The organism is Pseudomonas sp. Os17, assembly GCF_001547895.1.
Lineage (GTDB): Bacteria > Pseudomonadota > Gammaproteobacteria > Pseudomonadales > Pseudomonadaceae > Aquipseudomonas.
The window spans coordinates 2,894,058-2,917,037 of the sequence record NZ_AP014627.1 but is presented as its reverse complement, the minus strand read 5'-3'; the positions used below and the strand labels follow the sequence as shown (position 1 = coordinate 2,917,037).

At 66.8% G+C, this 22,980-nt stretch carries 26 protein-coding genes and 1 pseudogene; 16 read left to right on the top strand and 11 right to left on the bottom strand.

The window, feature by feature from the left end; translation table 11 throughout:
- Positions 1 to 182 precede the first annotated feature (182 nt).
- Positions 183 to 524: a low molecular weight protein tyrosine phosphatase family protein gene (locus tag POS17_RS13250; protein ID WP_060838971.1), complete on the top strand. Its 342-nt coding sequence runs from the start codon at positions 183 to 185 to the stop codon at positions 522 to 524.
- Between the two features lie 404 nt (positions 525 to 928).
- Here the strand turns inward: POS17_RS13250 and POS17_RS13245 are convergent, their stop codons facing one another.
- Entirely contained in the window at positions 929 to 2,125 is a 1,197-nt protein-coding gene (locus POS17_RS13245; RefSeq protein ID WP_060838970.1) for a PrpF domain-containing protein, read from the bottom strand.
- Between the two features lie 232 nt (positions 2,126 to 2,357).
- On the opposite strand from POS17_RS13245, the gene POS17_RS13240 reads away from it, so the two are divergent.
- From POS17_RS13240 to POS17_RS13225, 4 genes are all read left to right on the top strand, one after another.
- Entirely contained in the window at positions 2,358 to 2,987 is a 630-nt protein-coding gene (locus tag POS17_RS13240) for an alpha/beta fold hydrolase (protein WP_060838969.1), read from the top strand.
- A 224-nt stretch (positions 2,988 to 3,211) separates the two neighbouring features.
- The gene (locus POS17_RS13235; protein ID WP_060838968.1) at positions 3,212 to 3,784 is read left to right on the top strand and encodes an AidA/PixA family protein; all 573 of its coding nucleotides are present in this window, start codon (positions 3,212 to 3,214) and stop codon (positions 3,782 to 3,784) included.
- Positions 3,785 to 3,955: 171 nt separating this feature from the next.
- The gene (locus POS17_RS13230; RefSeq protein ID WP_060838967.1) at positions 3,956 to 4,576 is read left to right on the top strand and encodes a LysE family translocator; all 621 of its coding nucleotides are present in this window, start codon (positions 3,956 to 3,958) and stop codon (positions 4,574 to 4,576) included.
- A gap of 107 nt (positions 4,577 to 4,683) precedes the next feature.
- Positions 4,684 to 4,965 (top strand): ribbon-helix-helix domain-containing protein, encoded by a 282-nt coding sequence (locus POS17_RS13225; protein WP_060838966.1) that lies wholly within the window; start codon positions 4,684 to 4,686, stop codon positions 4,963 to 4,965.
- Positions 4,966 to 5,116: 151 nt separating this feature from the next.
- On the opposite strand, the gene POS17_RS13220 is transcribed toward POS17_RS13225, so the two are convergent.
- The gene (locus POS17_RS13220; RefSeq protein WP_430523229.1) at positions 5,117 to 5,830 is read right to left on the bottom strand and encodes an RNA polymerase sigma factor; all 714 of its coding nucleotides are present in this window, start codon (positions 5,828 to 5,830) and stop codon (positions 5,117 to 5,119) included.
- A 116-nt stretch (positions 5,831 to 5,946) separates the two neighbouring features.
- Here POS17_RS13220 and POS17_RS13215 point away from each other — a divergent pair, with 116 nt between their 5' ends.
- Together POS17_RS13215 and POS17_RS13210 are read left to right on the top strand one after the other, a co-directional pair.
- Positions 5,947 to 6,348 carry a hypothetical protein gene (locus POS17_RS13215; protein ID WP_060838965.1) on the top strand — a complete coding sequence of 134 codons (402 nt, stop codon included), beginning with the start codon at positions 5,947 to 5,949 and terminating at the stop codon, positions 6,346 to 6,348.
- Between the two features lie 95 nt (positions 6,349 to 6,443).
- Positions 6,444 to 6,998, top strand: a complete 555-nt coding sequence (locus tag POS17_RS13210) for a UPF0149 family protein (RefSeq protein ID WP_060838964.1) — start codon at positions 6,444 to 6,446, stop codon at positions 6,996 to 6,998.
- Between the two features lie 86 nt (positions 6,999 to 7,084).
- Here POS17_RS13210 and POS17_RS13205 read toward each other — a convergent pair whose 3' ends face one another.
- The 4 genes from POS17_RS13205 to POS17_RS13190 form a co-directional block, all read right to left on the bottom strand.
- Complete coding sequence (locus tag POS17_RS13205) at positions 7,085 to 7,672, bottom strand: hypothetical protein (RefSeq protein WP_060838963.1); 588 nt, start codon at positions 7,670 to 7,672, stop codon at positions 7,085 to 7,087.
- Between the two features lie 10 nt (positions 7,673 to 7,682).
- The gene (locus tag POS17_RS13200) at positions 7,683 to 8,294 is read right to left on the bottom strand and encodes a hypothetical protein (protein WP_060838962.1); all 612 of its coding nucleotides are present in this window, start codon (positions 8,292 to 8,294) and stop codon (positions 7,683 to 7,685) included.
- 107 nt (positions 8,295 to 8,401) lie between these two features.
- Positions 8,402 to 8,752: a hypothetical protein gene (locus tag POS17_RS13195; RefSeq protein WP_060838961.1), complete on the bottom strand. Its 351-nt coding sequence runs from the start codon at positions 8,750 to 8,752 to the stop codon at positions 8,402 to 8,404.
- Positions 8,753 to 8,791: 39 nt separating this feature from the next.
- On the bottom strand, positions 8,792 to 9,085 hold the full coding sequence (locus tag POS17_RS13190) for a hypothetical protein (RefSeq protein WP_060838960.1): 294 nt from the start codon (positions 9,083 to 9,085) through the stop codon (positions 8,792 to 8,794).
- A gap of 89 nt (positions 9,086 to 9,174) precedes the next feature.
- On the opposite strand from POS17_RS13190, the gene POS17_RS13185 reads away from it, so the two are divergent.
- Positions 9,175 to 9,603, top strand: a complete 429-nt coding sequence (locus POS17_RS13185) for an N-acetyltransferase (protein WP_173655894.1) — start codon at positions 9,175 to 9,177, stop codon at positions 9,601 to 9,603.
- A gap of 10 nt (positions 9,604 to 9,613) precedes the next feature.
- On the opposite strand, the gene POS17_RS13180 is transcribed toward POS17_RS13185, so the two are convergent.
- From POS17_RS13180 to POS17_RS13165, 4 genes are all read right to left on the bottom strand, one after another.
- Positions 9,614 to 10,084, bottom strand: coding sequence for a surface-adhesin E family protein (locus POS17_RS13180; protein WP_060838959.1), 471 nt, complete (start codon positions 10,082 to 10,084; stop codon positions 9,614 to 9,616).
- Positions 10,081 to 10,728 (bottom strand): hypothetical protein, encoded by a 648-nt coding sequence (locus POS17_RS13175; RefSeq protein ID WP_060838958.1) that lies wholly within the window; start codon positions 10,726 to 10,728, stop codon positions 10,081 to 10,083. The genes POS17_RS13180 and POS17_RS13175 overlap by 4 nt, the downstream gene beginning before the upstream one ends.
- A gap of 112 nt (positions 10,729 to 10,840) precedes the next feature.
- Positions 10,841 to 11,626 carry a PhzF family phenazine biosynthesis protein gene (locus POS17_RS13170; RefSeq protein WP_060841930.1) on the bottom strand — a complete coding sequence of 262 codons (786 nt, stop codon included), beginning with the start codon at positions 11,624 to 11,626 and terminating at the stop codon, positions 10,841 to 10,843.
- A 5-nt stretch (positions 11,627 to 11,631) separates the two neighbouring features.
- The gene (locus POS17_RS13165) at positions 11,632 to 12,327 is read right to left on the bottom strand and encodes a helix-turn-helix transcriptional regulator (RefSeq protein WP_060838957.1); all 696 of its coding nucleotides are present in this window, start codon (positions 12,325 to 12,327) and stop codon (positions 11,632 to 11,634) included.
- Positions 12,328 to 12,508: 181 nt separating this feature from the next.
- Here POS17_RS13165 and POS17_RS13160 point away from each other — a divergent pair, with 181 nt between their 5' ends.
- The 5 genes from POS17_RS13160 to POS17_RS13140 all read left to right on the top strand — a co-directional run bounded on the left by POS17_RS13160 (position 12,509) and on the right by POS17_RS13140 (position 18,551).
- Positions 12,509 to 13,201, top strand: coding sequence for a response regulator transcription factor (locus POS17_RS13160; RefSeq protein WP_060838956.1), 693 nt, complete (start codon positions 12,509 to 12,511; stop codon positions 13,199 to 13,201).
- Positions 13,201 to 14,538, top strand: a complete 1,338-nt coding sequence (locus POS17_RS13155; RefSeq protein WP_060838955.1) for a HAMP domain-containing sensor histidine kinase — start codon at positions 13,201 to 13,203, stop codon at positions 14,536 to 14,538. The genes POS17_RS13160 and POS17_RS13155 overlap by 1 nt, the downstream gene beginning before the upstream one ends.
- A gap of 110 nt (positions 14,539 to 14,648) precedes the next feature.
- The gene (locus POS17_RS13150; RefSeq protein ID WP_442963169.1) at positions 14,649 to 16,883 is read left to right on the top strand and encodes a TonB-dependent siderophore receptor; all 2,235 of its coding nucleotides are present in this window, start codon (positions 14,649 to 14,651) and stop codon (positions 16,881 to 16,883) included.
- A 20-nt stretch (positions 16,884 to 16,903) separates the two neighbouring features.
- Positions 16,904 to 17,818 carry an alpha/beta hydrolase gene (locus POS17_RS13145; RefSeq protein ID WP_060838953.1) on the top strand — a complete coding sequence of 305 codons (915 nt, stop codon included), beginning with the start codon at positions 16,904 to 16,906 and terminating at the stop codon, positions 17,816 to 17,818.
- Positions 17,819 to 17,933: 115 nt separating this feature from the next.
- Positions 17,934 to 18,551, top strand: coding sequence for a DNA-3-methyladenine glycosylase family protein (locus POS17_RS13140; protein ID WP_060838952.1), 618 nt, complete (start codon positions 17,934 to 17,936; stop codon positions 18,549 to 18,551).
- A gap of 258 nt (positions 18,552 to 18,809) precedes the next feature.
- Here POS17_RS13140 and POS17_RS31685 read toward each other — a convergent pair.
- Positions 18,810 to 19,049: pseudogene (locus POS17_RS31685) on the bottom strand (TRAP transporter large permease subunit); the annotation flags it as partial.
- A 70-nt stretch (positions 19,050 to 19,119) separates the two neighbouring features.
- Between POS17_RS31685 and POS17_RS13130 the strand changes: the two are divergent.
- From POS17_RS13130 to POS17_RS13120, 3 genes are all read left to right on the top strand, one after another.
- Positions 19,120 to 20,151 carry an AraC family transcriptional regulator gene (locus POS17_RS13130; RefSeq protein ID WP_060838950.1) on the top strand — a complete coding sequence of 344 codons (1,032 nt, stop codon included), beginning with the start codon at positions 19,120 to 19,122 and terminating at the stop codon, positions 20,149 to 20,151.
- Positions 20,152 to 20,257: 106 nt separating this feature from the next.
- Positions 20,258 to 21,379, top strand: coding sequence for a polyamine ABC transporter substrate-binding protein (locus POS17_RS13125; protein WP_060838949.1), 1,122 nt, complete (start codon positions 20,258 to 20,260; stop codon positions 21,377 to 21,379).
- A gap of 105 nt (positions 21,380 to 21,484) precedes the next feature.
- Positions 21,485 to 22,942 carry an amidase gene (locus POS17_RS13120; RefSeq protein ID WP_060838948.1) on the top strand — a complete coding sequence of 486 codons (1,458 nt, stop codon included), beginning with the start codon at positions 21,485 to 21,487 and terminating at the stop codon, positions 22,940 to 22,942.
- Positions 22,943 to 22,980: the final 38 nt, after the last annotated feature.

Genomic DNA, 22,980 nt, shown 5'->3' with positions numbered 1-22,980 from the left:
GCGATGCAAGTCAAGGGGCTGGCAGTTTCGCAGCCACAGCCCTTGGCGGGCAACCGGTGCTGACCAACGCCATTGGCCCGGCGCGTCACAAGTTGCTGGACAGCGCGGCCAAAGCCCCGAAAAATCAGCGCCTTTGCCCCGCCCGTCACGGGCCGGGTGTCTGTGCCAAGGAGTTCGGCCCAATGCTCAATGTCTTGTTTGTCTGCAGCCAGAACAAGCTGCGCAGCCCCACCGCCGAGCAGGTGTTTGCCGACTGGCCGGGGATCCACACCGCCTCCGCCGGACTCAATCACGATGCCGAAGTGCCCCTGGGCCCGGAGCTGGTGCAATGGGCCGGGCTGATTGTGGTGATGGAAACCCGCCACCGGGAAAAACTGCGCAAGCGCTTCAAGGCGCAGTTGAACAACCAGCAGATCGTGTGCCTGAACATCCCCGATGATTACGACTTCATGGACCCGGAGTTGATCCAGTTGCTGCGGCAGAAGGTGCCGCAGTTTCTTCGCGATGGCGGCGCGGCTCGCTGATATGCCTTTGGCATTCAGGGCCCCGCCTGAGCGGCGGCTGGAGCTGCGCAAGACCCCATCGGCTGGCGAGCCTGCGGCTCGTTCGCAGCCTTCGGCAGCGGCTACACGAAGCGGATGCTAGCGCTGGCGTCACGGGCTCCTCTGTAGCCGCTGCCGCAAGCTGCGCAAGGCACCGCAGGGGCCTCGGCGGTTGCGAGATCGCTGGCGAGCCTGCGGCTCGTTCGCAGCCTTCGGCAGCGGCTACACGAGGCGGATGCAGGCGCTGGCATCACGGGTACCCCTGTAGCCGCTGCCGCAGGCTGCGCAAGGCACCGCAGGGGCCTCGGCGGTAGTGAGATCGCTGGCGAGCCTGTGGCTCGTTCGCAGCCTTCGGCAGCGGCTACATGAGGCGGATGCGGGCGGGGTCAGGCGCGGTGTGCGGCGCCAAGGGCGGCGGTCAGTTCGGGGGAGGCGTTGTACAGCGGGGTGCTGCCCTGTAGCAGAATCTGCGCGCTGCGCCGGTAGGCGGCGCCGTCGATCAGTAGCTCCCCGGCCACCTGTCGGACATTGATCAGGGTCTCCAGCACTCCGGCGGGGTTTTCAATCGCCAGCGGGTATTCGCCCTTCCCTTCACCTATTGCCGGTGCCCGCGCCAACAGGGCATGGGCCATGGTGCCTTCGGCCAGGCAGGCCGCCGCCAGGCAGCAGCCGCCGGACACCGCCAGGGACGGGTGGGCGTTCTGTGGGGTGAAGTAGCGAGTGGCGATATCACCGCCTTGCCGCGCCGGGCTGACGATGCAGATCTTGGGGATGGTTTCGCTGCGCCGCAGGTCGTCGGCGCTCATCAAACGGCCATCGCGCTGGCGCAGGCCCATGCGCAACCCGCCCAGCACCATCAGCTCCAGCAGGCGCGCCTTGAACTGTGGGTCGGCGTCCAGTTCAGCCGGGCTCTCCTGCCCGGTCTTGCCCAGGTCCGCCGCGCGCAGGATGACCATGGGCACCGCCACATCGATGCAGGTGGCGGCAATCCCGTCCAGCAGGTCAACCCGTTGCCCGCTGGGAAACAGCGCGCCGGTCTTGGCCCCCACCGGCTTGTCGAGAAACAGGTCGACCCCGGGAAACACCCCGTTGACCCCGGGAATCCGCGTGTCGCTCAGCAGCCGACCGTCGCGCAGGCTCAGGCGCGCATACATCGTGGTCTGGGTGTTGCTGTTGTAGATCTCGATCTGCCCGCCGCCCTCCCCGGGCTGCAGCCAGCCGCGCTGCAGGGCATACAGCGGCAATGCCGCGGACATGTTGCCGCAGTTGACGCTCCAGTCGATGGCGCTCTTGCCCGCCGCCAGTTGCGCCAGGGTGCTGATCATCCGCGTCTCGCCGGGGCGGCGTTCGACGATGAACACTTTGTTGCTGGTGGGCCCGCCGCGGCCCAGGCCGGTGATCTGGGTATTGCCCGGCCACTCGCCGTGCAGGGGCACGCCCATCAGGTGGCGCAGCAGTTCTTCCACCAGGGCTTCGTCCCGGGGCAGCGCTTCGCGGGCCAGGATCAGCCCGGTGGAGGTGCCGCCACGGGCGTGGCACACGGGGAACTCAGGGATAGCAGCGGGCTTTGGCAGATCGGGCATGGCGGGCGCCTCCACGGTGGGCGAAAGGGGCGGCCCCCGCTCGGGCGGGCGACGGGCCGCAGCGCCGCATGATAAACCCTGGCGGCGGGTCCCGGGGCGCCAGCTTGGCGCGCGGCGCTCGCCTGATGCGGCGCTTGCTCACCGTCCCCGAGCACCGTATTTTCTAGCGCCGCCCGGTGGCTCCTGTCCGCGCGAGGGTTCAACCCACCGCCCATGGACCCGGAGCGATGCCATGCCTCAAGCCCCCCAACAACTGCTGTTCCTGCCCGGCGCCTCGGGCAATCGTCAATTCTGGCAACCCCTGGCCGCGCAGCTGCGCCATCCGGCGCGGCAGGTGCACCTGGGCTGGCCGGGCTTCGGCGACACCCCGCCACAGCCAGACGTGCAGGGCATGGACGATCTGCTGGACCTGGTGCTGCAGCGCATCGACCGGCCCACTGCTCTGGTGGCCCAGTCCATGGGCGGCATCCTCGCGGTGCGGGCGGCCCTGGCGCGGCCGGAGCTGATCACCCATCTGGTGTTGAGCGTCACCTCCGGTGGCGTGGACATGGGCGAGCTGGGCGCTACGGACTGGCGTGGCGACTATGCCGCGGCCTACCCGCAGTTGCCCCGCTGGTTCATCGATGACCACAGCGATCTCGGTCCGCGCCTGGGGGAACTGGGCATGCCGGTGTTGCTGCTGTGGGGCGACTGCGACCCCATCAGCCCGGTGGCGGTGGGCCAGCGTCTGGCCAGCCTGCTGCCACAGGCCTGCCTGCGCATCGTGCCCGGGGCCGACCATGACCTGGGCCTGAGCCACGCGGCCCAGGTCGCCCCCTGGCTCGATCGGCACTTGAACGGCGAGTCGATCGGCGCCGCCTAGCCGCGGCCGGCACCGCTCGTCTTGCGCCGCGTTTTTTTGCCAGCGGCCATTTGACTAAGCGTATCGAGGATCTAGATTCCACTCGCGACTGCATGCCAGTGCACCGCGCCCGCTGCCCGTTCGTCCAGGCCCCGAGCGCCGATGCCCAGCAGCCGCGCCATGGAAAACCGATGCAGGCTTGCCTGGGCATTCCAGGCGTCTAACGCGACAGCAGGGAGCTGGACATGAACGACAACATTGTGGACATCCTCATCACCATCGATGTGGACACCATCCTTGAAAGTGCCGAAAAGGGACTCTTCAAACTCAGCCAGGACGCTTCCAACCCTTCCCAGCTTTACAACATCTACGACGGCAACGACCGACTCTCGGACCTGGTGGTCTACATGGTGGTGCGGCGCAGCAATGCCGATGGCGCCGACGGCGGATCCGAGCTGGCGGTCAACCTGCGTCAGGGCGACCAGTTGCGCTGGCGCGCCACCAGCCTGTCCAAGGGCCTGTACTACTCGGTGATCCTCTACCAGTACACCCAGACCCACCCGCCGCTGAGCGAGGACCCCAACCCCTACCTGACCAACGTGGTGCCGACGGTGCTGCCGAGCACACCACTGCCCATCATCAACCGGGACAACCCCGCCGGTCAGCCGATCCCGCAGAACGTCAAGACCTTCTACTGGCAGGCCGACGCCACCCGCGTCTGCACCCGGGTCACCTACACCTGGTCCTTCATGATCGTCGACCGTGACAACACGGTGCTGGGCTACTGCTCCTGGGACCCGTACTTCTCGATCCGCTAAGTCCGCCGCGAAGCACCCTCTCCCTGCCCGGCCAGGGAGAGGATGCACGGGCCCTCTTGCCCTACCCCCGGCCCTGCCACTATTTTTGTCCGTCCCGCCCCAGCAGCGTTCCAGTCATTTGCGCGACTCCCGATGCAGTGGGCCCCACCCCCATGCCCTATTGGAGAGTTTATGGATCTCGCCACCCTGAGCCTGTTCATCCCCGCCTGCTTTGCCCTGAACATGGCCCCCGGCCCGAACAACCTGCTGTCGGTGAGCAACGCCACCCGCTACGGCTATCGCCACTCCTGCCTGGCGGGTGCCGGCCGGCTGCTGGCGTTCGCCGCCATGATCGCCCTGGCCGCCGCCGGCCTGGCGGTGGTCCTGCAAACCTCGGAGCTGTTGTTCCATGGGATCAAGATCCTCGGCGCAGGCTATCTGCTGTACCTGGCCTGGCAACTGTGGCGGGCCCATCCCGGCACTGAAGCGAGCGAGGACAGCGCCCGCGTCGGCCTCTGGGCCCTGGCCCGCCAGGAGTTCCTGGTGGCGGCGGGCAACCCCAAGGCGATCCTGATCTTCACCGCCTTCCTGCCGCAATTCGTCGATCCGGCGCAGTCGATGGGCCCGCAGTTCCTGATCCTGGGGGCGCTGTTCCTGGGGCTGGAGTGGATCGCCATCTGCGCCTACGCTTACATGGGCCTGCACATGCGCCGCTGGCTCGCCGACCCCCGGGGCAAGCGCCTGTTCAATCGCGGCTGTGCGCTGCTGTTGTCAGGGGCGGCGTCGGTGCTGCTGATGGCGCGTCGCGGCTAGAGGATCGTCCCTTCAGTCGGACGGGTACAGCCCATGGATGAGGGGTTCTAGGCATTTTGCTCGGTGCGAGGGCAGGATTAAATCCTATCCAGCCGGAGAAAGTCCCCATGCGTAGCACTCAGCAATTGAGCATCACGCTGCCAAACCAGAGGGCCAACGCGGTGAAGGCCAAAGTCGCGACTGGTGAATATGCCAGCGAAAGTGAAGTCATACGCGATGGCCTGCGGGCATTGATGGCCCGTGATCGAGCCGTGGAAAGCTGGCTCACCGGCCAGGTGGCAACCGCCTACGATGCCTTGAAAGCGGACGCTTCACACACACTCAGTGCCGATCAGGTCCGTGCTCGGTTGTCAGCAGAGCACCAGAACGCCCGCAACAAACTGGAATGACGCACACCGTCGAATTTGCTCCAGAAGCTCTGGAGCAGCTAACCGCGCTTTATCGCTATATGGCCACGGCAGCCTCGCCAGACATTGCCCAACGCTATACCGACGCCATCGTGAGCCGCGGCTCCCGTAGGCGAATGAACACGCCCCGCACTCAAAACACCCGGAACGTCGGCGTCTTGATGGCGGTCGAGGCCCGCCGCCGATGCCCGCCCGCGACAGGATCGAAGGCGCCCATCTGATGGCGCTTGAGGGCGGCAAATAGCTGCAAGCGGGCGCGATGCAACAGCACGCGAACATGACTGCGCGAAATACCCAACTGCCCGCCGATGGCCTCAAGCGCGTGGCCCTGGCGCTCACGGGACAACAAGACCCGGCGTTGCAACAGCGGCAGGCTGCTCAGTGTCTGCTCCAGGCAGCCACGCAGTTGCTCGGCGCACAGCAAGGCTTCCGGGCTGTCTTCGTGCCACTCCAGCGGCGGCGCCCAGTCACCCTCCTCGGCGAAGCGCTGCTCACCCGCCTGGGCCGGCCGCACGAAGCGACCCGCCTCGCGACGGTTCTGCACGTAGCAGCCCTTGGCCGCGTTGGCGGTGATGGTCAGCATCCAGGTCTTGAGGCTGGAGCGGCACTGGAAGCCGCCAAGGTTGTGCACAATCGCCAGCCAGGCGTCCTGCACCACGTCATCGACGTGCCGCTGCCCGACAATCGCCAGGGCCACCGAGCGCATGGCGCCCTGATGCTGTCTGACCAGTTCGCGAAAGGCCCGCTGCTCGCCGGCCAGCAGGCGCGGCAATAACTGCAAGTCGTCGCTGACGGCGGTCAGCGGCAGGTGCTGCAAAGATTCCATGTCGAGGATCTCCATGCTCATCAGCTCGCCCCCTTTACCGCCGAGGCAACAATCCTACGAACAAGCCTAGGAAACGGATGCACACTCGTGCATATATTTCTCTGCGCGCCGCGTCCGGCTCGCTATGATGGTTTCCCATGAGCCCCAGCCCCGCCCTTCGCCAACCCTGTCCGCCCGGCGCCTGCATCTGCGAGCGCGAGCAGTTGCTGGACACCCCCGGAGCCGACCTGCGCATCCTCTTGCTCACGCGCCAGGAGGAAAAGCGCCTGCTCCAACGCCTGGAAAACCTCAAGGACCTGGCGGACCTGGAACACATGCAACGCCAGATGCTGGAGAAACTCGGCATCCGGGTGCAGATCACTCCCAGCGACAACGAAGTGCGCAGCATGCGCGGCATCGCCATTTCCCTGGGCGAGTTGCCCGGGCTGTGCCGCAAGACCCGGCAAGCGATTCCGGCCGCCATTCGCCGGGCCATGGAGAACCGCCCGGAAATCGCCTACCGCCTGCTGGACGCCCAGGACCTGCTGCGCGGCACCTGAACCCCGCTCGTTCAGGCCTCGCGCTAGCCGCTTGAGGCTTGCAGCCTGGCCCGTGAACCCGGAAACTTGCCGCTGCTTTTTCCAGGACTCCCCTCATGCAAAACACCCCACTGAACGCCGCCGACTTCGAACTGATCGAAGACACCCTGCTCAAGTACGGCGACGACCACTCGGTGCTCAATCCCTGCGAGCTGGACGGTTACTTCACCGCGCTGGTGTCGGGCCCGGCTCAAGTCGATATCGCCGAATGGTTCCCGGGTATCTGGGGCGGCGAAAACCCGGCCTGGGAAACCCCGGAGGAATGCCGGCAGTTCATCGACCTGTGCGTGCGCCACATCAACACCCTGGCCGTGCAATTGACCCAGGCCCCGCAAGCCTTCAAGGCGCGCTTCGAACACACCGAGCACCAGGGCCAGGACCTGCTGCTGGCCGAAGAATGGTGCTTCGGCTACCTGCGCGGCGTGGCCGTGGGCAACTGGCCGGAGATGCCGGCGCCGCAGGTTCAGGCGCTGCAGTTGATCATCGACTGCGCCGAACAGGACAACTTCGAACTGCCGGCCGACCTGAACCTGGAGCAGCATCGCCAGCAAGTGGCGGCCATCGAACCGGCCGCGCGCACGCTGCATGCCTACTGGGCGGCGCAGCGCTGAAATAAACCGCGCCCCATGAAAAACGCCGCGGGCTCTGATCGGAGCCCGCGGCGTTTTTTGTCTGTGCCCGGCAAGCGGCGCGAGGCCTACAGCAATTTGCGCTGCACCGCCTCATCCAGGGTGCTGCGGGCCAGTTGCTGGACCACGTCGCGGGTGTCCGCCTGGAAGGGAATGGCGACGATCAGCAGCAATTGCATCCAGGTGCGCACCGATTCGCTCTTGCGAATCCGCCCCAGCTCCTTGCCGTCCTTGTCCTTGAACACCGTCTCCAGGGTGAAGGTGTTCTTCGCCGTGGACGGAATCACGAAGAAGGTGGCGCCGGTGATGATGGCCGAGGCCATGCTGAACTGTTCGTTGTTGTACAGGGTGGCTTCGGCGTACAGGTCCGATTCGACCTTGTCGGTGCTGACCCGGGCAAAGCGCCCGGACTGGCGGTAGGCATCGGCCACCACGGTTTCCCAGGCGGCTGCCGGAGCGCCGGCGGCGGCATTGGCCGGGCCACCGTTGACCTGGTACATGGCGGTGGTGCGGACAAAGGCGCTGGGCTTTTGTTCGGCGGTCTGTGCCGCCGGCGGCCAGCTGCCGACAGCGCTCAGTTCGTGTTGCGAGTAGGACACGCAGCCGCTCAGCAGCAGCGCCGCGAGCACCAGGGTGTGCTTGATGAAACCCGACATGGGACTCTCCTTAGTGTTGCGCCAAGCGGGCAGTGGCGTTGTCCAGCAACTTGGTAACCAGTTCGTTCAGCTGTTTGGCGCCCTGGGTCGGGGCCCAGTACTCGCGGCCATACAGGCCGACGTTGCGCTCGAACTTGAGCTGCTCCTTGGCACTGGCCAGTTCCTTGCCGTTGCGGTCGACGATCGACAGGTCGCCGGCCAGGTCGAAGGTATCGACGTAGATCGGACCGTTGACCCAGATCCACACGGTCAGGGTCAGCAAGGCCCCGGGCAGGTAGCCCGGATGGGGCGCGCGGTGGCCCTTGAGGGAGGTCATGTTGAATTTCAGCACCACGTCTTCCTCGCCCAGGCGGGTGGGGAATTCGCTGAGCTGGCGGAAGTAACCGGCGCTCTTGACGTAGGGAGTCAGCTGGGCCGTGAGGGAACGGCTGATGGCGGTGCGCGTGGCGTCGTCGATACCGCTGGCGGTAACTTGCACATCGGCAATTTGCGCAGTGCGCGGGCTGCTGATGGGTGCAGGATGCAACGGCGCGCCCAGCGGGCCGGTGACGTGGTAGGAGACACAGCCGGTCAGCGCCAGGGTGGCGATGAGGGCGGCGGCCCCGAGCAGGGTTCTGAACACGAAATATCCTTATTGAAAGACAAACAGCACCAACGTCTCGACCCCGGCGCCCAGAACTTTAGGAAAACCGCGCATTGCGTCGAGCGGCACTGGCCCGCTTGCGGCCCCTATTGATAGCCCTCTTCATGGGCCTGGAGCAGATTGAACAAGTGCTCCTGGGGCATCGCGCAGTCCTGCAACGGTTCGGGCGCAACCCCGTTCCACTCCTCATCGGGGTCGCTTTCGACAATCAGCAGCGGCACCTGGGCGCTGTTGAAGAAGGCGAGGATGTCGCGCAGTTCCTGCTCGCGCTGCACATGGTCGTTGTGAAACAGCTTGGCGCTGTAGAAGAAGCCCTCGGCGCCACGGCGCAGATAGCCCTGGGCAACGCTCAGGGACAGGCCCAGGCGCTGATGGAGAAACTTGACCAGCGCCAGGCTGGTGGTGGGCGTCGCCGTGGCGAGGCTGATGCGGGACATGACAGGCTCCTTGAAAAACCGCGGGCAATGACAGCGTGTCTACTCGGGGCGCCACAAGTCGAGCCCTTGCACATGACGCTCGATGTCGTCCATGTCGTCCTCCCCCAGGGTGTGGTCGAAGGGTTCGCTGAGGATCCTGCGCACCCGGGCCAGACGCTGGGTGACCTGCTGGTTGTCGATAAAATCGGTGGTGGCGCGCCGGTAGTCAGCCACGGGCTTGTCCCTGTAGTAGGCGCCCATCTTGTGCAGCGAGATCAACACGAACTCCAGTTCCGCCAGGGCCTCCAGGGCCTGCTCGCCCGAAAGGCTGAGGGTGCGGTTGCTTTCCAGCATCGAATACTTCCTTGGTTCTCAATCATTGGACAGACCGCCGCCACCTGGGTAGCGTGCGGCGCACACTTGAATCCGACAGGCCCCCAAACATGCTGATCAGGGACTTTCAAAACAGCGATATGCAAGCGTTGCTGGCGCTCTGGCTGGACGCCTCGATCCAGGCCCATCACTTTATCGATCCCGACTTCTGGCGCTCCAAGGTCGAGGACATGCGCCAGCTCTACCTGCCCCATGCCCAGACCCGAGTGGCCGAACGCGACGGCCAGCTCCTGGGCTTCTACTGCCTGCATGAGGATCAGCTGGCGGCGATTTTCGTCGCGGTGCCGCACCAGGGCCAGGGCGTGGGCACACAGCTGCTGGCCGATGCCCGCCAGCGGCGCTCACGCCTTGAGCTGGCGGTGTATGCCGCCAACCTGCCGAGCATCGGCTTTTACCGCCAGCAGGGTTTCCAGGTGATCGGCGATGGCATCGATCCCCACACCGCACAGGCCGAACTGATCATGGCCTGGCCGCAATGAAGGACCTGGCTCACGGCGCCTTGGCCGGAGCCAGCTTGAGCCGTGTCGGGTCGATGGCGCAGACCATGTTGCGCAACTCGCCCAGCAATGACTGGCGGGGAAACGCCGCCCATTGCGCCTGATCGGCCTTGCGCGTGACCTCCACGCCCTGGGCGAACGGCTCGGAGAAGTACACCCGGCCGAACTGCGCCGACTCATCCTTCTCGCAGTTGATCACCCGGGTCGCCCGCGAGCTGTGGATCGGCGGCTTGCCAGCGCCCAGCTCGGTAGGCTTGGCGTAGTTGTTGACCAGATAGAACTGCCGCAGGTTCGGGTTGTTCTGGTAGAGGGCCAGCGAGTTGGCGGCAAAGTAGGTGGCCAGTTCCGGGCTTTCCAGCACCTTGAACATGCCGTCCGGACGCTGCGGCGCCGGGGCCTGGCTGCCCGAATGCGCGCAACCGGCAAGCACGAGCGCCGCGCTCAAGCCCAGCAGCTTGTTCATCGGCCCGCTCCCTGGGCCAGGTCCGGCCGCTCCTGGTCGAGCAATGCCTGATCGACCGTGCCCTGCAGCGAGCAGAGCAGGCGGGTCTTGCCGTCTTCGTCGCTGAGCATGAGGATCTTTTCCGCGGAACCCGGCGCCGGAGCGATGCCCGAGGCGGCGGCCGGGTTGTCCTGCCAGGGCGCCGTGGCGTTGAGTTTGATCTGTGGCCGGGAGATGAAGTACTCACCGGCTTCCTGCCAGCCGGCCTGGGGCAGCGCGGCCATCACCGCGGCGCGGCTGGCATCGATGTCGAAGCCCCAGAAGTGGAAGCTGCCCTGCTCGCCCAGGTCGAACTGACGGTCGTAGTAGCCGGTCAGGCGCAGGCCGCCATCCCTCAACGGGCGAGAAAACGCCTGCGCTGCCGTGGCGCTGTTCAGGCGGTCGGTGACCGGCACCCAGGCGATGCCCTGGCGCTGATTCTCGGCCAGCTTGACCACCTGCCCGAGTTCGCCGCGCTGCTGATACAGGGCCTTGAAGAAACCCGGCTGGCAGTCCAGCAGGCTCTCGCTGAGGCTGGCGGCCTGGGCAGCGCCGGCACTCAGTCCCAGGAGCAGGGCCAACAGCGATGAGGTGGCAAGGCGGGGCAAGGGGCGCGTCCGGTGCATGGTCTGGAACATCCTGAGCAGGCGAAAAAAACGCGACTCTACCTGCGCAGGCCGTGCCGAGACAAATCCGCTTGCAGGCGCCCGGCCTGCGCCGCAGAGCGGCGGCGCCGCCTCAGAGGAAAATGCTGCCCTTGAGGTACAAGGCGCCGTAGCCGCTGATGATCACCCGCCCGTTGTCCAGCACCTGACACTCCAGCTGACCCTTGCGCGCCCCGCCCTGCTGCGCCCGTAACTGGTGCTTGCCCAGGCGCTCGGCCCAGTAAGGCGCCAGGGAGGTATGGGCGGAACCGGTGACCGGGTCTTCATTGACCCCGACCCGCGGGCCGAACCAGCGCGAGACGAAATCGAACGCCCGGGACGGTGCCGTCACGGCGATGCCGCGCACATCGAACGCGGCCAGTGCGGCGAAATCAGGCTTGAGCGCCTCCACCAGAGCTTCGTCGTCCACCACCAGCAGATAGTCGTCGGTGCGGTACAGGGCCTCGGCCGCGGTCAGGCCCAGGGCTTGCAGCAGGGCCGCAGGAATCGCCACGGCCTCGGGCTGCTTGGCGGGAAAGTCCATGGACAGCAGGCCGCCCTCGCGGCTCACCCGCAACTCGCCGCTGCGGGTGGCAAAGCGCAGCACGTCGCGGCGCTCGCCCAGTTGCTCGAACAGCACCCAGGCCGCCGCCAGGGTGGCGTGCCCGCACAGGTCGACTTCCACCGTGGGGGTGAACCAGCGCAGTTCGAAGACCTCGCCCCGGGGCACGAAATAGGCGGTTTCCGACAGGTTGTTCTCCAGGGCGATGCGCTGCAGCACCGCGTCCGGCAACCAGGCGTCCAGGGGGCACACCGCCGCCGGGTTGCCACCAAAGACATGGGAGGTAAAGGCATCCACTTGAAAGATATCGAGCTGCATCGCGGTCATTCCTCGGCGCCTTCGGCGCGGATCTGTTCCAGGTAGTTGTAGACGGTGTAGCGGGTCACCCCGAGGGCCGCGGCGGCCTTCTCGATCCCGCCCTTGACGATGAACACCCCGCGCTCCTGCATCTGGCGCACGGCCTCCAGCTTGTGCGACTTGCTCATGCGCGTCGCGCTTGCCGGGCAGGCGCCCTGGATGATCTGCGCCAGCAACTGTTCCATGTCGGGGGCTTCGTCGCGGCGCGGCGCAGGGGCGCTGCCCAGGCCCAGCAACTGGCCCAGGCAGGCGTGGGCGGCGGCGATGCCGCTCAGGTCGCTGTTGCTGCACAGGCTGGCGAAAGGCTGCCCGCTGCGGTCGCGAAAGATCACCGTGGAGCTGCGCAGCTCGCGGCCGTCCGGGGCCAGGGTCGGGTAGTTCTCCAGTACCAGCGGGGTGCTGGCGGAGCGGTCCTGCAGGGCGCGCAGCACGGCGGCAAAGCCCAGGTCCCGGCGCGGCCCGCCCAGCACCGGATCACCCACTCGGCGCCCGGTGACATGGCCGTTGGCGATGGCGACGATCGACGACTCCGGGCGATCAAGGTCATGCAGGACGATTTCCACATGCTGGCCCACCACGCCGGCGAGCATCTGCAAGGTGCTGCCCAGCACCTGCAGGACCAGCTGGCGCTCGGCAAGAAGGGTATCGGAAGGCACGTTCATCGGTGTTTACCAAACTGGGCGGCCGGGAAAAATATCAACACACCGTTGAATATTCAACTTTTAGTTGATTGCACTGCCCTGCCCGGTCAGCCGATTGCGGCAATTGCAGCGCCCGGGACATTGCGGCAATATTCGCAAATGTAAAACATTCTCATTAAATACTTTCCTTCAAGTGCCCCCCATGACCCCCACCCTGCTCCTCGTGGAAGACGACGCCCGACTGCGCGACGATCTGCACCGGCATTTCCACCAGCGCGGCTTTGCCGTCACCCCTTGCAGCGACGGCCGCCAGGGCTTGGCCGCGGTGCGTGCCGGCCACTTCGACCTGGTGCTGCTGGACATCATGCTGCCGGGCATGGACGGCCTGGCCCTGCTGGAAACCCTGCGCCGGGAACAGGGCTCGCCGGTGATGCTGATGTCGGCCCTGGGCGCCGAGCAGGACCGCATCACCGGCTTTACCCGGGGCGCCGACGACTACCTGCCCAAGCCTTTCAGCCTGGCCGAGCTGGATGCCCGCGCCGACGCCCTGCTGCGGCGCATGGCCCGGGTACAACAACCGTCGGCCACCCATCTGGACCGGCTGCTGAGCTTCGACGAACACGCCCAGGACGTGCTGCTCCAGGGCCGCGCCGCGGGCCTCACCGGTTCCGAATACCGGCTGCTGGTGACCCTGCGCGAACACCCCGGGGAAACCCTGAGCAAGCCCTTTCTCTATCAGCACGTACTGCACCGCCTCTATACCCGCCTGGATCGCGGGCTGGATGTGCACGTGTGCAACCTGCGGCGCAAGCTCGCCGAGCTCGGGGTGCAGCACCTGCAGATCCAGGCGGTGCGCGGCGCCGGCTACATCCTGGTGGAAGCGGAGCGCCATTGATGCGCCGTCATCCCCTGCTGTGGAAACTGGCCGGTCTGCAGATCGGCTTCTGCCTGCTGCTGACCTGGATCATCTGGACCTGGGGCCTGTCGGCCGAGCGCAGCACCTACTTCCTCGACCCCGCCGATCGCCAGTACCTGGCCCGCTACGCGCAGCAGGCCGAGGCCGCCTGGCAACAGGGTGGCGCGGCGGCAGTGGATGCCTTCGAACAACGCCTGGCGGCCGAGGAGCACACCTGGGTCGCGGTGCTTGGCGCGCGCCTGCAACGCCTGGGCAGCACCCCGCTGAGTGCCGAGGACGCCAGCCACCTGACCTTCATGCGCAAGCTCGACTGGCCCATGAGCCGGCGCCTGCAGGACGAGCTGCCCTACGTCAGCATCGAATTTCCCGAGCACCCGGAACAGGGCCGGCTGGTGCTGCAATTGCCCGAGCGCCTGCTGCCCGGCGGCCTGACGCCCTGGACCCACCTGCTCAGCCATGGCGTGGTGCCGACCCTGCTGGCCGCCCTGCTCGGCCTGTTGCTCTATCGCCACCTGGTGCTGCCCCTGAACCGCCTGCGCGACCGCGCCGATGCCTTGCGCGCCGACCACCTGGACAGCCAGGGGCTGGGCACGCCGCTGGTGAAGCGCCACGACGAGCTGGGGGAGCTGGCCCTGGCCTTCGAGCACATGGCCGAGCGCCTGCGCCAGAGCCTGGCCCAGCAGCGCCTGCTGCTGCGCACCTTGTCCCACGAGTTGCGCACGCCCCTGGCGCGGCTGCGCATCGCCCATGACAGCCACTTGCCGCCGGAGCAGTTGCGCCAGCGCCTGGACCGGGAAATCGCCGACATGCAGCGCCTGCTGGAAGACACCCTGGACCTGGCCTGGCTCGACACCGAACGCCCGCAACTGCCCACCGAAGCGGTGCAGGTGCTGTCGATCTGGGAAGCCCTGCGCGAGGACGCCTGCTTCGAAAGCGGCTGGCAGGCCGAGCGCCTGCCCTGTCTGCTGGGCCCCGACTGCCGGGTCCAGGTGCACCTGGACAGCATCGCCCAGGCCCTGGAAAACCTGCTGCGCAATGCCATTCGCTTTTCCCCCGCCGATGGCCGGGTGAGCCTGCGCGGCTGGCGCGAAGGCGCCTGCTGGCACCTGTGCCTGGAAGACCAGGGGCCGGGGGTCGCCGAGCAGGACCTGCAACGGATGTTCCAGCCCTACCAGCGCCTGGACTCGGCCCAGGGCGAAGGGTTCGGCCTGGGCCTGGCCATCGCCCGGCGCGCCGTGGAGCTGCACCAGGGGCGGATCTGGGCCAGCAATGGCAACCCCGGGTTGTGCCTGCACCTGCTGCTGCCCGCCGCCTAGGCCCGCGACCTGGAAGTGTTTAGAAAGTTAATGCGCTTTACTCGCAAATAGCAGTCATTATCATTCGTGATCTTCTGTTTCTGCCTCTGTCCCGGAGATCACCGATGTCCATGCCTTCGCTGCGTCCTTTCGCCCCCTTCCTGCTGTCCGGCTGCTGCCTGCTCAGCCATGCCGTGCAGGCCGCCAATGCAGGCGCTACCCAGCCGGTCCTGGAGCTGGAACCGCAGAATGTCATCGCCACCGCCAAGGAAGAAACCAAGCAGGCTCCCGGGGTCTCGGTGATCACCGCCGAGGACATCCAGAAACGTCCGCCGGCCAACGACCTGTCGCAGATCATCCGCACCATGCCCGGGGTCAACCTCACCGGTAACTCCACCAGCGGCCAGCGCGGCAACAACCGGCAGATCGACATCCGTGGCATGGGCCCGGAAAACACCCTGATCCTGGTGGACGGCAAGCCGGTGGGCAGCCGCAACTCGGTGCGCTACGGCTGGCGTGGCGAGCGCGACAGCCGCGGCGACACCAACTGGGTGCCGGCCGATCAGGTGGAACGCATCGAAGTGATCCGTGGCCCGGCGGCGGCCCGCTACGGCAACGGCGCCGCCGGCGGGGTGATCAACATCATCACCAAGCAGGCCGGCGCCCAGCCCCACGGCAACGTCACGCTCTACAGCTCGTTCCCCAGCCACAAGGACGAAGGCGCGACCCAGCGCGCCAGCTTCGGCCTCAACGGCCCGCTGACCGACACCTTGAGCTATCGGCTCTACGGCAATGTGGCCAAGACCGATGCCGACGACGCCGACATCAACGCCGGCCATGAATCCCTGCGCACCGGCAACCAGGTCGGCACCCTGCCCGCCGGCCGCGAAGGCGTGCGCAACAAGGACCTCAACGGCCTCTTGAGCTGGCAACTGACCCCGGACCAGAGCCTGGACTTCGAAGCCGGCTTCAGCCGCCAGGGCAACCTCTACACCGGCGATACCCAGAACACCAACAGCAACAGCACGGTGAAAAACCTGCTGGGCCACGAGACCAACCGCAGCTACCGCCAGACCTATGCCCTGACCCATCGCGGCGAATGGGACTTCGGCAGCTCCATGGCCTACCTGCAATACGAGAAGACCCGCAACACGCGGATCAACGAAGGCCTGGCCGGCGGCACCGAAGGCATCTTCAGCAACAGCGAGTTCTACACCGCGGTGCTGCGCGACCTGACCGCCCACGGCGAAGTCAACCTGCCGCTGCACACAGGCTTCGAGCAGACCCTGACCCTGGGCAGCGAATGGTCGCAGCAAAAACTCGACGACCCCAGCGCCAACACCCAGAGCACCAGCGAAGGCGGCGCGGTCAGCGGCCTGAGCAGCAGCAACCGCAGTACCCAATCCAGCGCGCAGATCTTCTCGCTGTTCGCCGAGGACAACATCGAACTGCGCCCGGGGACCATGCTCACCCCGGGCCTGCGTTTGGACCATCACAGCATCGTCGGCGACAACTGGAGCCCATCGCTCAACCTGTCCCACGCCCTGAGCGACACCCTGACCCTCAAGGCCGGCATCGCCCGGGCCTACAAGGCGCCGAACCTGTACCAGCTCAACGCCGACTACCTGCTCTACAGCCGCGGCCAGGGCTGCTATGGCCAGAGCACCAGCTGCTACCTGCAGGGCAACGACCGGCTCAAGGCGGAAACCAGCGTCAACAAGGAACTGGGCCTGGAGTACAAGGCCGACGGCTGGGTCGCCGGCCTGACCTACTTTCGCAACGACTACAAGAACAAGGTGGAATCCGGCCTGGCCCCGGTGAGCCGGGCCAGCGGCGGCAGCGGCGCCTACCGCAACGCGGCGATCTACCAGTGGGAAAACGTGCCCAAGGCCCTGGTGGAAGGCCTGGAAGGCACCCTGACCATTCCCCTGGCCAGCCAACTGACCTGGAACAACAACTTCACCTACATGCTGCAATCGAAGAACAAGCAGACCGGCGACTACCTCTCGGTGACCCCGCGCTACACCCTCAACTCGATGCTCGACTGGCAGGCCACCCAGGACCTGTCGCTGCAGGCCAGCGTGGCCTGGTACGGCCAGCAGACGCCGAAGAAGTACGACTACCACGGCGACCGGGTCACCGGCAGCGCCACCCAGCAACTGGCGCCCTACGCCATTGCCGGGGTCAGCGGCACCTACGCCCTGACCCGCCACCTGAGCGTCACCGCCGGGGTCGACAACCTGTTCGACAAACGCCTGTTCCGTGAAGGCAATGCCCAGGGCGTGAACAACATCGCCGGGGCCGGCGCCGCCACCTACAACGAACCCGGGCGCACCCTGTACACCAGCCTGAGCGCATCGTTCTGAACCAATAACGAGAAAGCCTGATGAGCACTTTTTTTCTGCCCCTGGCCCTGGCCCTAACCCTGGCCTGGAACCTGGCGGGAGCGGCGCTGGCCGCCCCCGCCCCGGACCAGCCCATGGACCGCAGCCTGCTGCAGCGCCAGGACCTGCCCTATCGCTTCAGCAGCCTGCAACTGGATTCCGCCGACGGCCAGCGCCACTACCAGCTGTGGATCGGCCAGCCGTTGCAGGCGCCGCCGCCCCAGGGCTACCCGGTGCTGTGGATGCTCGATGGCAACGCCGCCCTCGGCGCTCTGGACCCCGAGCAGCTCAAGCGCCTGGACCGGGGCCCGGCGCCGCTGCTGGTGGCGGTGGGGTACCAGACCCCGCTGCGCATCGAGCGCAACGCCCGCACCTACGATTACACCCCGCAGCAGCCGGGCCTGGCGCAGCAGCAAGACCCGCTGACCGGGCAGCCTAGCGGCGGCGCCGAGGCCTTCCTGCAGGTGTTGCGCGAGCGCATGCGCCCGGCCGTGGCGGCGAAGGCGCCGATCGACCCGGCGCAGCAGACCCTGTGGGGCCATTCCTATGGCGGCCTGCTGGTGTTGCAGGCGTTGTTCGCCCGGCCCCAGGAGTTTCGTCACTACGCCGCCGCGAGTCCTTCGCTGTGGTGGGGCGACGGCCTGATCCTGACTCAGGCCCAGGGCCTGGCCGGGCGCCTTCACGGCCAGCGTGCACAACTGTTGCTGATGCGTGGCGGCGCCGAGCCGGGCAACCCGCGTCAGCCAGCGGGGCCCGAGGCCGACCAGCGCGCCCGCCAGTTGCAGGCGCAACTGGCCCAGGTGCCGGGATTGACACTGGACTACCACAGCTTCGAAAAACTCGGCCATGGCGAAACCCTGGCGGCGTCGCTGCACTACGTGCTGCAGCGGCTCTATCTGCCGACGACCAAGGACTGAAAACCCTGCGCCCGGGTGCAAGGCCCGGGCGCCGAGTTCCAGCGCAAGAGACGGGGTGCAAGCCTTGGGACGGCGGGCTAATCTGCCGCTCGCCCCCCCTTGCCCCGGATCGCCAATGCCCACCTGCCCCGCCACTCGTTTTCTTGCCGCACTGGATGCCGACTGGGCCGCACTGATCGCCGTCGTCGGTCCCTGCCTGCACCAGCCCCGCCCGGAGCGCGAGCCTTATCAGGCGCTGGTGCGCGCGGTGGCCTACCAGCAACTGCATGCCCGCGCCGGCGACGCGATACTCGGCCGCCTGCGCGCCTTGTTTCCCGGGCAGGCCTTCCCCACGCCCCGGCAACTGGCCGATGCCAGCCTGGAGAACCTGCGCGGCTGCGGCTTCTCCGCACGCAAGGTGGCGACCCTGCACGGCATCGCCCAGGCCACCCTCGACGGCCGCGTCCCCGATGCCGCCAGCGCCCGCGGCCTGGACGATGAACAGCTGATAGAGCGCCTGACCCAACTGCCCGGCATTGGCCGCTGGACCGTGGAGATGCTGTTGATCTACAGCCTTGAGCGCGAGGACATCTTGCCGGTGGACGACTTTGGCGTACGCGAAGGCTACCGCCGCCTCAAGGGCCTGGAGCAACCGCCCAGCCCCCGCCAGCTGCGCCAGATCGGCCAGGCCTGGAGCCCCTGGCGCACCACCGCCGCCTGGTACCTGTGGCGCGTGCCGCCCCGCCAACCGTAACCCTGTAGCCGCTGCCGCAGGCTGCGAAAAGCCCCGAAGGGGCTTCAGGGGCCTCAAGAACGGCGCCTGCTTCGCAGTCGTTCGCAGCCTGCGGCAGCGGCTACAGATAGCCAGTGCAGCCAGTGCCTTGTTTACATGCCTAGCCAGTTGGGCAAGGCCAGGGAGAATCAGGGGGACGTAAGTCACCAGGATCAGAAACAGCAGCACCTTGGCGCGGTCGCGCAGCCTCATGTCGCGGTACACGAACAGCGCGACTCAGGCCGAGTACACCAGCATGACGATCGACGGCGGAATCAGGATGCCCCGGGGGCCGGCGTTGCAGATGATCTCGGCGCCGAATGCCTTGGGGTAGCCTGAGCGCACCCTGCCCGCCACGACAATCGAGCCCACCGTCGCCACCGTGGCCGGCGACGAACCGGACAACGCAGCGCACAGCATGCAGGCCGGCACCGCGACAATCGCCAGGCCGCCACGGATGTACCCGACGCCAGCGCCGGCGAGGGGGCAATTGAACCGCAGGCGCGGAACCCCTAAAGTCACGCCCCTCGATATCAATCCGAGGTCAACGATGACCGCACTGCGCCTGACGACCCTGCACACCACCCAAGCGGTGCTGGACGCCTTCCGCGGCAGCGAGGTGTCCGCCGAGGTGCTGCTGGAAGGCAGCGGCATCCAGTTGGCGGACCTGGAGCTGCCCAACAGCCTGATCAACATCAGCCAGGAAATGCGCGTGTTCAGCAACGCCGTGGCCTTTCGCCAGGACCTGGGGCTGGTGCTGGGACGCAACCTGCACATCAGTGCCTACGGCATGTTCGGCCTGACCCTGCTGACCAGCGCCACCCTGCGTGAAGGCTGGTCCCTGGCGCTGCGCTACCCCTTGCTGCTGGGCACCTTCTTCCACCTCGACCTGCAGATCCGCGACGGCCTGGCCTGGCTCACCGCCGACCAGTACAGCGAAACCGAGCTTGAGGTGTTCAACACCGACTTCTGCATGTCGTCCTACCGGGTTACCTGCCAGGACCTGCTGGGCTGCAAGCTGCCGCTGCGCGAGGTGCACCTCAAGCACCCGCCGCAACCCTATCTGGACAGCTACGAGCAGGCGTTCAATTGCCCGGTGCAGTTCAATGCCGGACACAACGCCATCGGTTTCGACCTGGAATGGCTGGACCGGCGCCTGCCCCTGGCGGACCTGGTGACCCAGAACGACATGCTGCAACGCTGCATCCGCCTCAACGAGGAGCTCAGCGCGCGGCCGACCTGGATCGATCAGGTGCGGCGCATCCTCAATGAACAGCTGCACGCGGTGCCGGACTTCGACAGCCTGGCGCGCCAGGTGCATTGCTCCCCGAGCACCCTGCGCCGGCGCCTGCGGGCCCAGGACACCAGCTATCAGCAGTTGCTCGATGAGCTGCGCTACGCCCGGGCGCAACAGTTGCTGGGCCAGCACAGCCTGCCCATCTACCGCATCGCCGAAGCCCTGGGCTTCAAGGAGACGGCCAGTTTCCGCCATGCCTTCCAACGCTGGAGCGGCGTCGCGCCCGGACGCTTCCGGCAACTGGCCGGCCAGCTCGGTCCGCTCTCGGACCAGGCGCAAGATTGACGCTAAATATCCCCTATTGACCGTTGCCAACATTCTCTCAGGGGCCCATCCGGCCAAGAATGACTCCCCCGGAAGGTCCCGCTTATTTCAGACATGGAGTTGTCAGATGAAATTGCTGCATACCGCCCTCACCCGCCTGGCCCTGAGCTGCTCCCTGAGCGCCCTGGCCCTGAGCGCCAGCTTCAGCGCCCACGCCGCCCCCGAGCGCACGGTGAACATCTTCAACTGGTCGGAGTACATCGCTCCCAACACCATCAAGGATTTCCAGGCCAGCACCGGGATCAAGGTCAAGTACGACATCTTCGAAAGCAACGAAGTGCTGGAAGCCAAGCTGCTGACCGGCAACAGCGGCTATGACGTGGTGGTGCCTTCCAGCGGTTTCGTCAGCAAGCAGATCGCCGCGGGGGCGTTCCAGCCCCTGGACCGCGCGCAACTGCCGAACTGGAAGAACCTCGACTCGGCGGTGATGAAGCTGCTGGCCCAGAGCGATCCGGGCAACCGCTACGTGATTCCCTACATGTGGGGCACCAACCTGATCGGCTACAACCGCGACAAGGTCCAGGAACTGCTGGGCAGCGAGGCGCCAGTCAACAGCTGGGACCTGGTGTTCAAGGAAGAGAACCTGAAGAAGCTCAGCCAGTGCGGCGTGACCTTCCTCGACTCGCCGGCCGAAATGCTGCCTCTGGCCCTGCACTACCTGGGCCTGGACCCCAACAGCCAGAACCCCGAGGACTACCGCAAGGCCGAGGCCCTGCTGCTCAAGCTGCGTCCTTACGTGCGCTACTTCCACAGCGCCAAGTGGATGGGCGACATCGCCAACGGCAACATCTGCGTGGCCGTGGGCTACTCCGGCGGCTTCCTGCAGGCGGCCAACCGCTCCAACGAGGCCAAGAACGGCGTGCACATCGAAATGCGCATTCCCAAGGAAGGCACCCTGGTGTGGTTCGACACCGTGGCCATTCCCGCCGGCGCCAAGCACGTGGACACCGCCCACGCGGTCCTCAATTACCTGATGGAGCCCAAGGTCATCGCCTCCATCAGCAACTATGTCGGCTACCCCAATGGCATCACCGACTCCAAACCCTTCATCCAGCAGTCGCTGCTGGACAACCCGGACCTGTTCCCCAGCGCCGCGACCATGACCCGCCTGTTTCCCCTGGCACCGCTGCCGGCCAAGGCCGAACGCGTCCGCACCCGCACCTGGGTCAAGGTCACCAGTGGCCGCTGAGTCACTCACCGCGAAGGCTTGCCGGAGCGCCGCCCAGCGCGTTCCTGCAGCCCTTCCATGCCGTGGCGCAGCCTGCGCCCGGCGTGCCTGAACCCAGAGTCGAATATGTCGTTACCCAATTCCCGTCACGTGGCCCTGCACCAGCTGTCGATCGAGGCGCTGCTGCAAGGCTTCGCCAGCTTGCAGTTCACCCCGGTGGACCTGCTGCAGGCCGTCCTGGCACAGATCGAGCGCCACGAGCCGCAGCTCAACGCCCTGTGTGAACGCCAGGATCAGGCCGCGCTGCTGGCCGCCCAGGCGTCCACCGCGCGCTGGGCCGCCGGGCAGCCGCTGGGCCGGCTCGACGGCATTCCGATTCTGGTCAAGGACAACCACGACATTCGCGGCTGGCGCACCCGCAACGGCTCCAGAGCCCTGGCCGAGCGTGCGGCGCTGCCCCACGACTCATCCCTGGTGGCACGCCTGCGCGAGGCCGGGGCGATCTTCATCGCCAAGACCACCCTGCCCGAGCTGGGCAGCACGCCGCTGACCGACAGCCCCCTGACCGGAGTCACCCGCAACCCGTGGAACCTGGCCCTGCATGCCGGTGGCAGCAGTGGCGGCAGCACCGCGGGGGTCGCCGCCGGCTATGCCCCGGCGGCCACCGGCAACGATGCCGCCGGATCGATCCGCACCCCGTCGAGCTTCTGCGGGGTCATAGGTTTCAAGCCCAGCCACGGGCTGGTGTCCGCCTGCCCGAGCATCGACCCCGGCGGCATGCCGGCCGAAGGGCCGATTGCCCGCCACGTGCGCGACATCGCCTTGCTGATGGAACTCATGAGCCAGCATGAACCCGGCGAACCCTTTGCCTGGTCCCATGGCCCGACGGATTTTCTCGCTGCCATCGAGGACGGTGTCAGCGGCCTGCGCATCGCCTTCAGCGCCGACCTGGGCTACGCCGCCCACGTCGACCCGCAGATCGCCGCGGCCTGCCTGAGCGCCGCCCAGCTGCTGCAACAGGCCGGCGCGACCCTGGTCCTGGCCTCGCCAGACATCGGCAACCCGGCGCCGAACTACCTGCGGGCCTGGCCGGTGGAAGTGGCGTGCGCGGTGACCCAGGAAATACCCGGGGAAAACCGCCACCTGGTCGGCGACTTTCTGCAGCAGGCTCAGGTCCGGGCACGCCAGCTCAACGCCCTGGACTACGCCTGCGCGGTGCAGGAACGGCATCAGGTAGCCCAGCGACTGCACGGGTTTCTCGGTGAATACGACCTGCTGCTGACCCCCACCGCGGTGGTCGAGCCGTTCGCCGTGGAGCGCCAGATGCCGCCGGACTGGCCGGAACACGTCAGCGCCATGTGGCAGCCGACCACCTTTCCCTTCAATTTCAGCCGCCAGCCGGCGCTGAGCATGCCCTGCGGCCTGAGCGCCGCCGGCCTGCCCATGGGCCTGCAGATCGTCGCCCGCTTCGGCCGCGACGCTCTGGTCCTGCGGGCCGCCCGGGCCCTGGAAAAACTGCTGCCTGCGGGAGTGTTCAGCCACCCCGCCGGGCTGCTCGACGCCCCCGGGCGCGAATTGCACTGAACAACCCGCTGACGCAGCAACAGCGCGTCGCTTTACGG

Bases quoted from the DNA above. Each gene is read 5' to 3' on its own strand.
- POS17_RS13250 (WP_060838971.1), top strand. From the start codon at position 183: ATGCTCAATGTCTTGTTTGTCTGCAGCCAGAACAAGCTGCGCAGCCCC.
- POS17_RS13245 (WP_060838970.1), bottom strand. From the start codon at position 2,125: ATGCCCGATCTGCCAAAGCCCGCTGCTATCCCTGAGTTCCCCGTGTGC.
- POS17_RS13240 (WP_060838969.1), top strand. From the start codon at position 2,358: ATGCCTCAAGCCCCCCAACAACTGCTGTTCCTGCCCGGCGCCTCGGGC.
- POS17_RS13235 (WP_060838968.1), top strand. From the start codon at position 3,212: ATGAACGACAACATTGTGGACATCCTCATCACCATCGATGTGGACACC.
- POS17_RS13230 (WP_060838967.1), top strand. From the start codon at position 3,956: ATGGATCTCGCCACCCTGAGCCTGTTCATCCCCGCCTGCTTTGCCCTG.
- POS17_RS13225 (WP_060838966.1), top strand. From the start codon at position 4,684: ATGCGTAGCACTCAGCAATTGAGCATCACGCTGCCAAACCAGAGGGCC.
- POS17_RS13220 (WP_430523229.1), bottom strand. From the start codon at position 5,830: ATGAGCATGGAGATCCTCGACATGGAATCTTTGCAGCACCTGCCGCTG.
- POS17_RS13215 (WP_060838965.1), top strand. From the start codon at position 5,947: ATGAGCCCCAGCCCCGCCCTTCGCCAACCCTGTCCGCCCGGCGCCTGC.
- POS17_RS13210 (WP_060838964.1), top strand. From the start codon at position 6,444: ATGCAAAACACCCCACTGAACGCCGCCGACTTCGAACTGATCGAAGAC.
- POS17_RS13205 (WP_060838963.1), bottom strand. From the start codon at position 7,672: ATGTCGGGTTTCATCAAGCACACCCTGGTGCTCGCGGCGCTGCTGCTG.
- POS17_RS13195 (WP_060838961.1), bottom strand. From the start codon at position 8,752: ATGTCCCGCATCAGCCTCGCCACGGCGACGCCCACCACCAGCCTGGCG.
- POS17_RS13190 (WP_060838960.1), bottom strand. From the start codon at position 9,085: ATGCTGGAAAGCAACCGCACCCTCAGCCTTTCGGGCGAGCAGGCCCTG.
- POS17_RS13185 (WP_173655894.1), top strand. From the start codon at position 9,175: ATGCTGATCAGGGACTTTCAAAACAGCGATATGCAAGCGTTGCTGGCG.
- POS17_RS13180 (WP_060838959.1), bottom strand. From the start codon at position 10,084: ATGAACAAGCTGCTGGGCTTGAGCGCGGCGCTCGTGCTTGCCGGTTGC.
- POS17_RS13175 (WP_060838958.1), bottom strand. From the start codon at position 10,728: ATGCACCGGACGCGCCCCTTGCCCCGCCTTGCCACCTCATCGCTGTTG.
- POS17_RS13170 (WP_060841930.1), bottom strand. From the start codon at position 11,626: ATGCAGCTCGATATCTTTCAAGTGGATGCCTTTACCTCCCATGTCTTT.
- POS17_RS13165 (WP_060838957.1), bottom strand. From the start codon at position 12,327: ATGAACGTGCCTTCCGATACCCTTCTTGCCGAGCGCCAGCTGGTCCTG.
- POS17_RS13160 (WP_060838956.1), top strand. From the start codon at position 12,509: ATGACCCCCACCCTGCTCCTCGTGGAAGACGACGCCCGACTGCGCGAC.
- POS17_RS13155 (WP_060838955.1), top strand. From the start codon at position 13,201: ATGCGCCGTCATCCCCTGCTGTGGAAACTGGCCGGTCTGCAGATCGGC.
- POS17_RS13150 (WP_442963169.1), top strand. From the start codon at position 14,649: ATGCCTTCGCTGCGTCCTTTCGCCCCCTTCCTGCTGTCCGGCTGCTGC.
- POS17_RS13145 (WP_060838953.1), top strand. From the start codon at position 16,904: ATGAGCACTTTTTTTCTGCCCCTGGCCCTGGCCCTAACCCTGGCCTGG.
- POS17_RS13140 (WP_060838952.1), top strand. From the start codon at position 17,934: ATGCCCACCTGCCCCGCCACTCGTTTTCTTGCCGCACTGGATGCCGAC.
- POS17_RS13130 (WP_060838950.1), top strand. From the start codon at position 19,120: ATGACCGCACTGCGCCTGACGACCCTGCACACCACCCAAGCGGTGCTG.
- POS17_RS13125 (WP_060838949.1), top strand. From the start codon at position 20,258: ATGAAATTGCTGCATACCGCCCTCACCCGCCTGGCCCTGAGCTGCTCC.
- POS17_RS13120 (WP_060838948.1), top strand. From the start codon at position 21,485: ATGTCGTTACCCAATTCCCGTCACGTGGCCCTGCACCAGCTGTCGATC.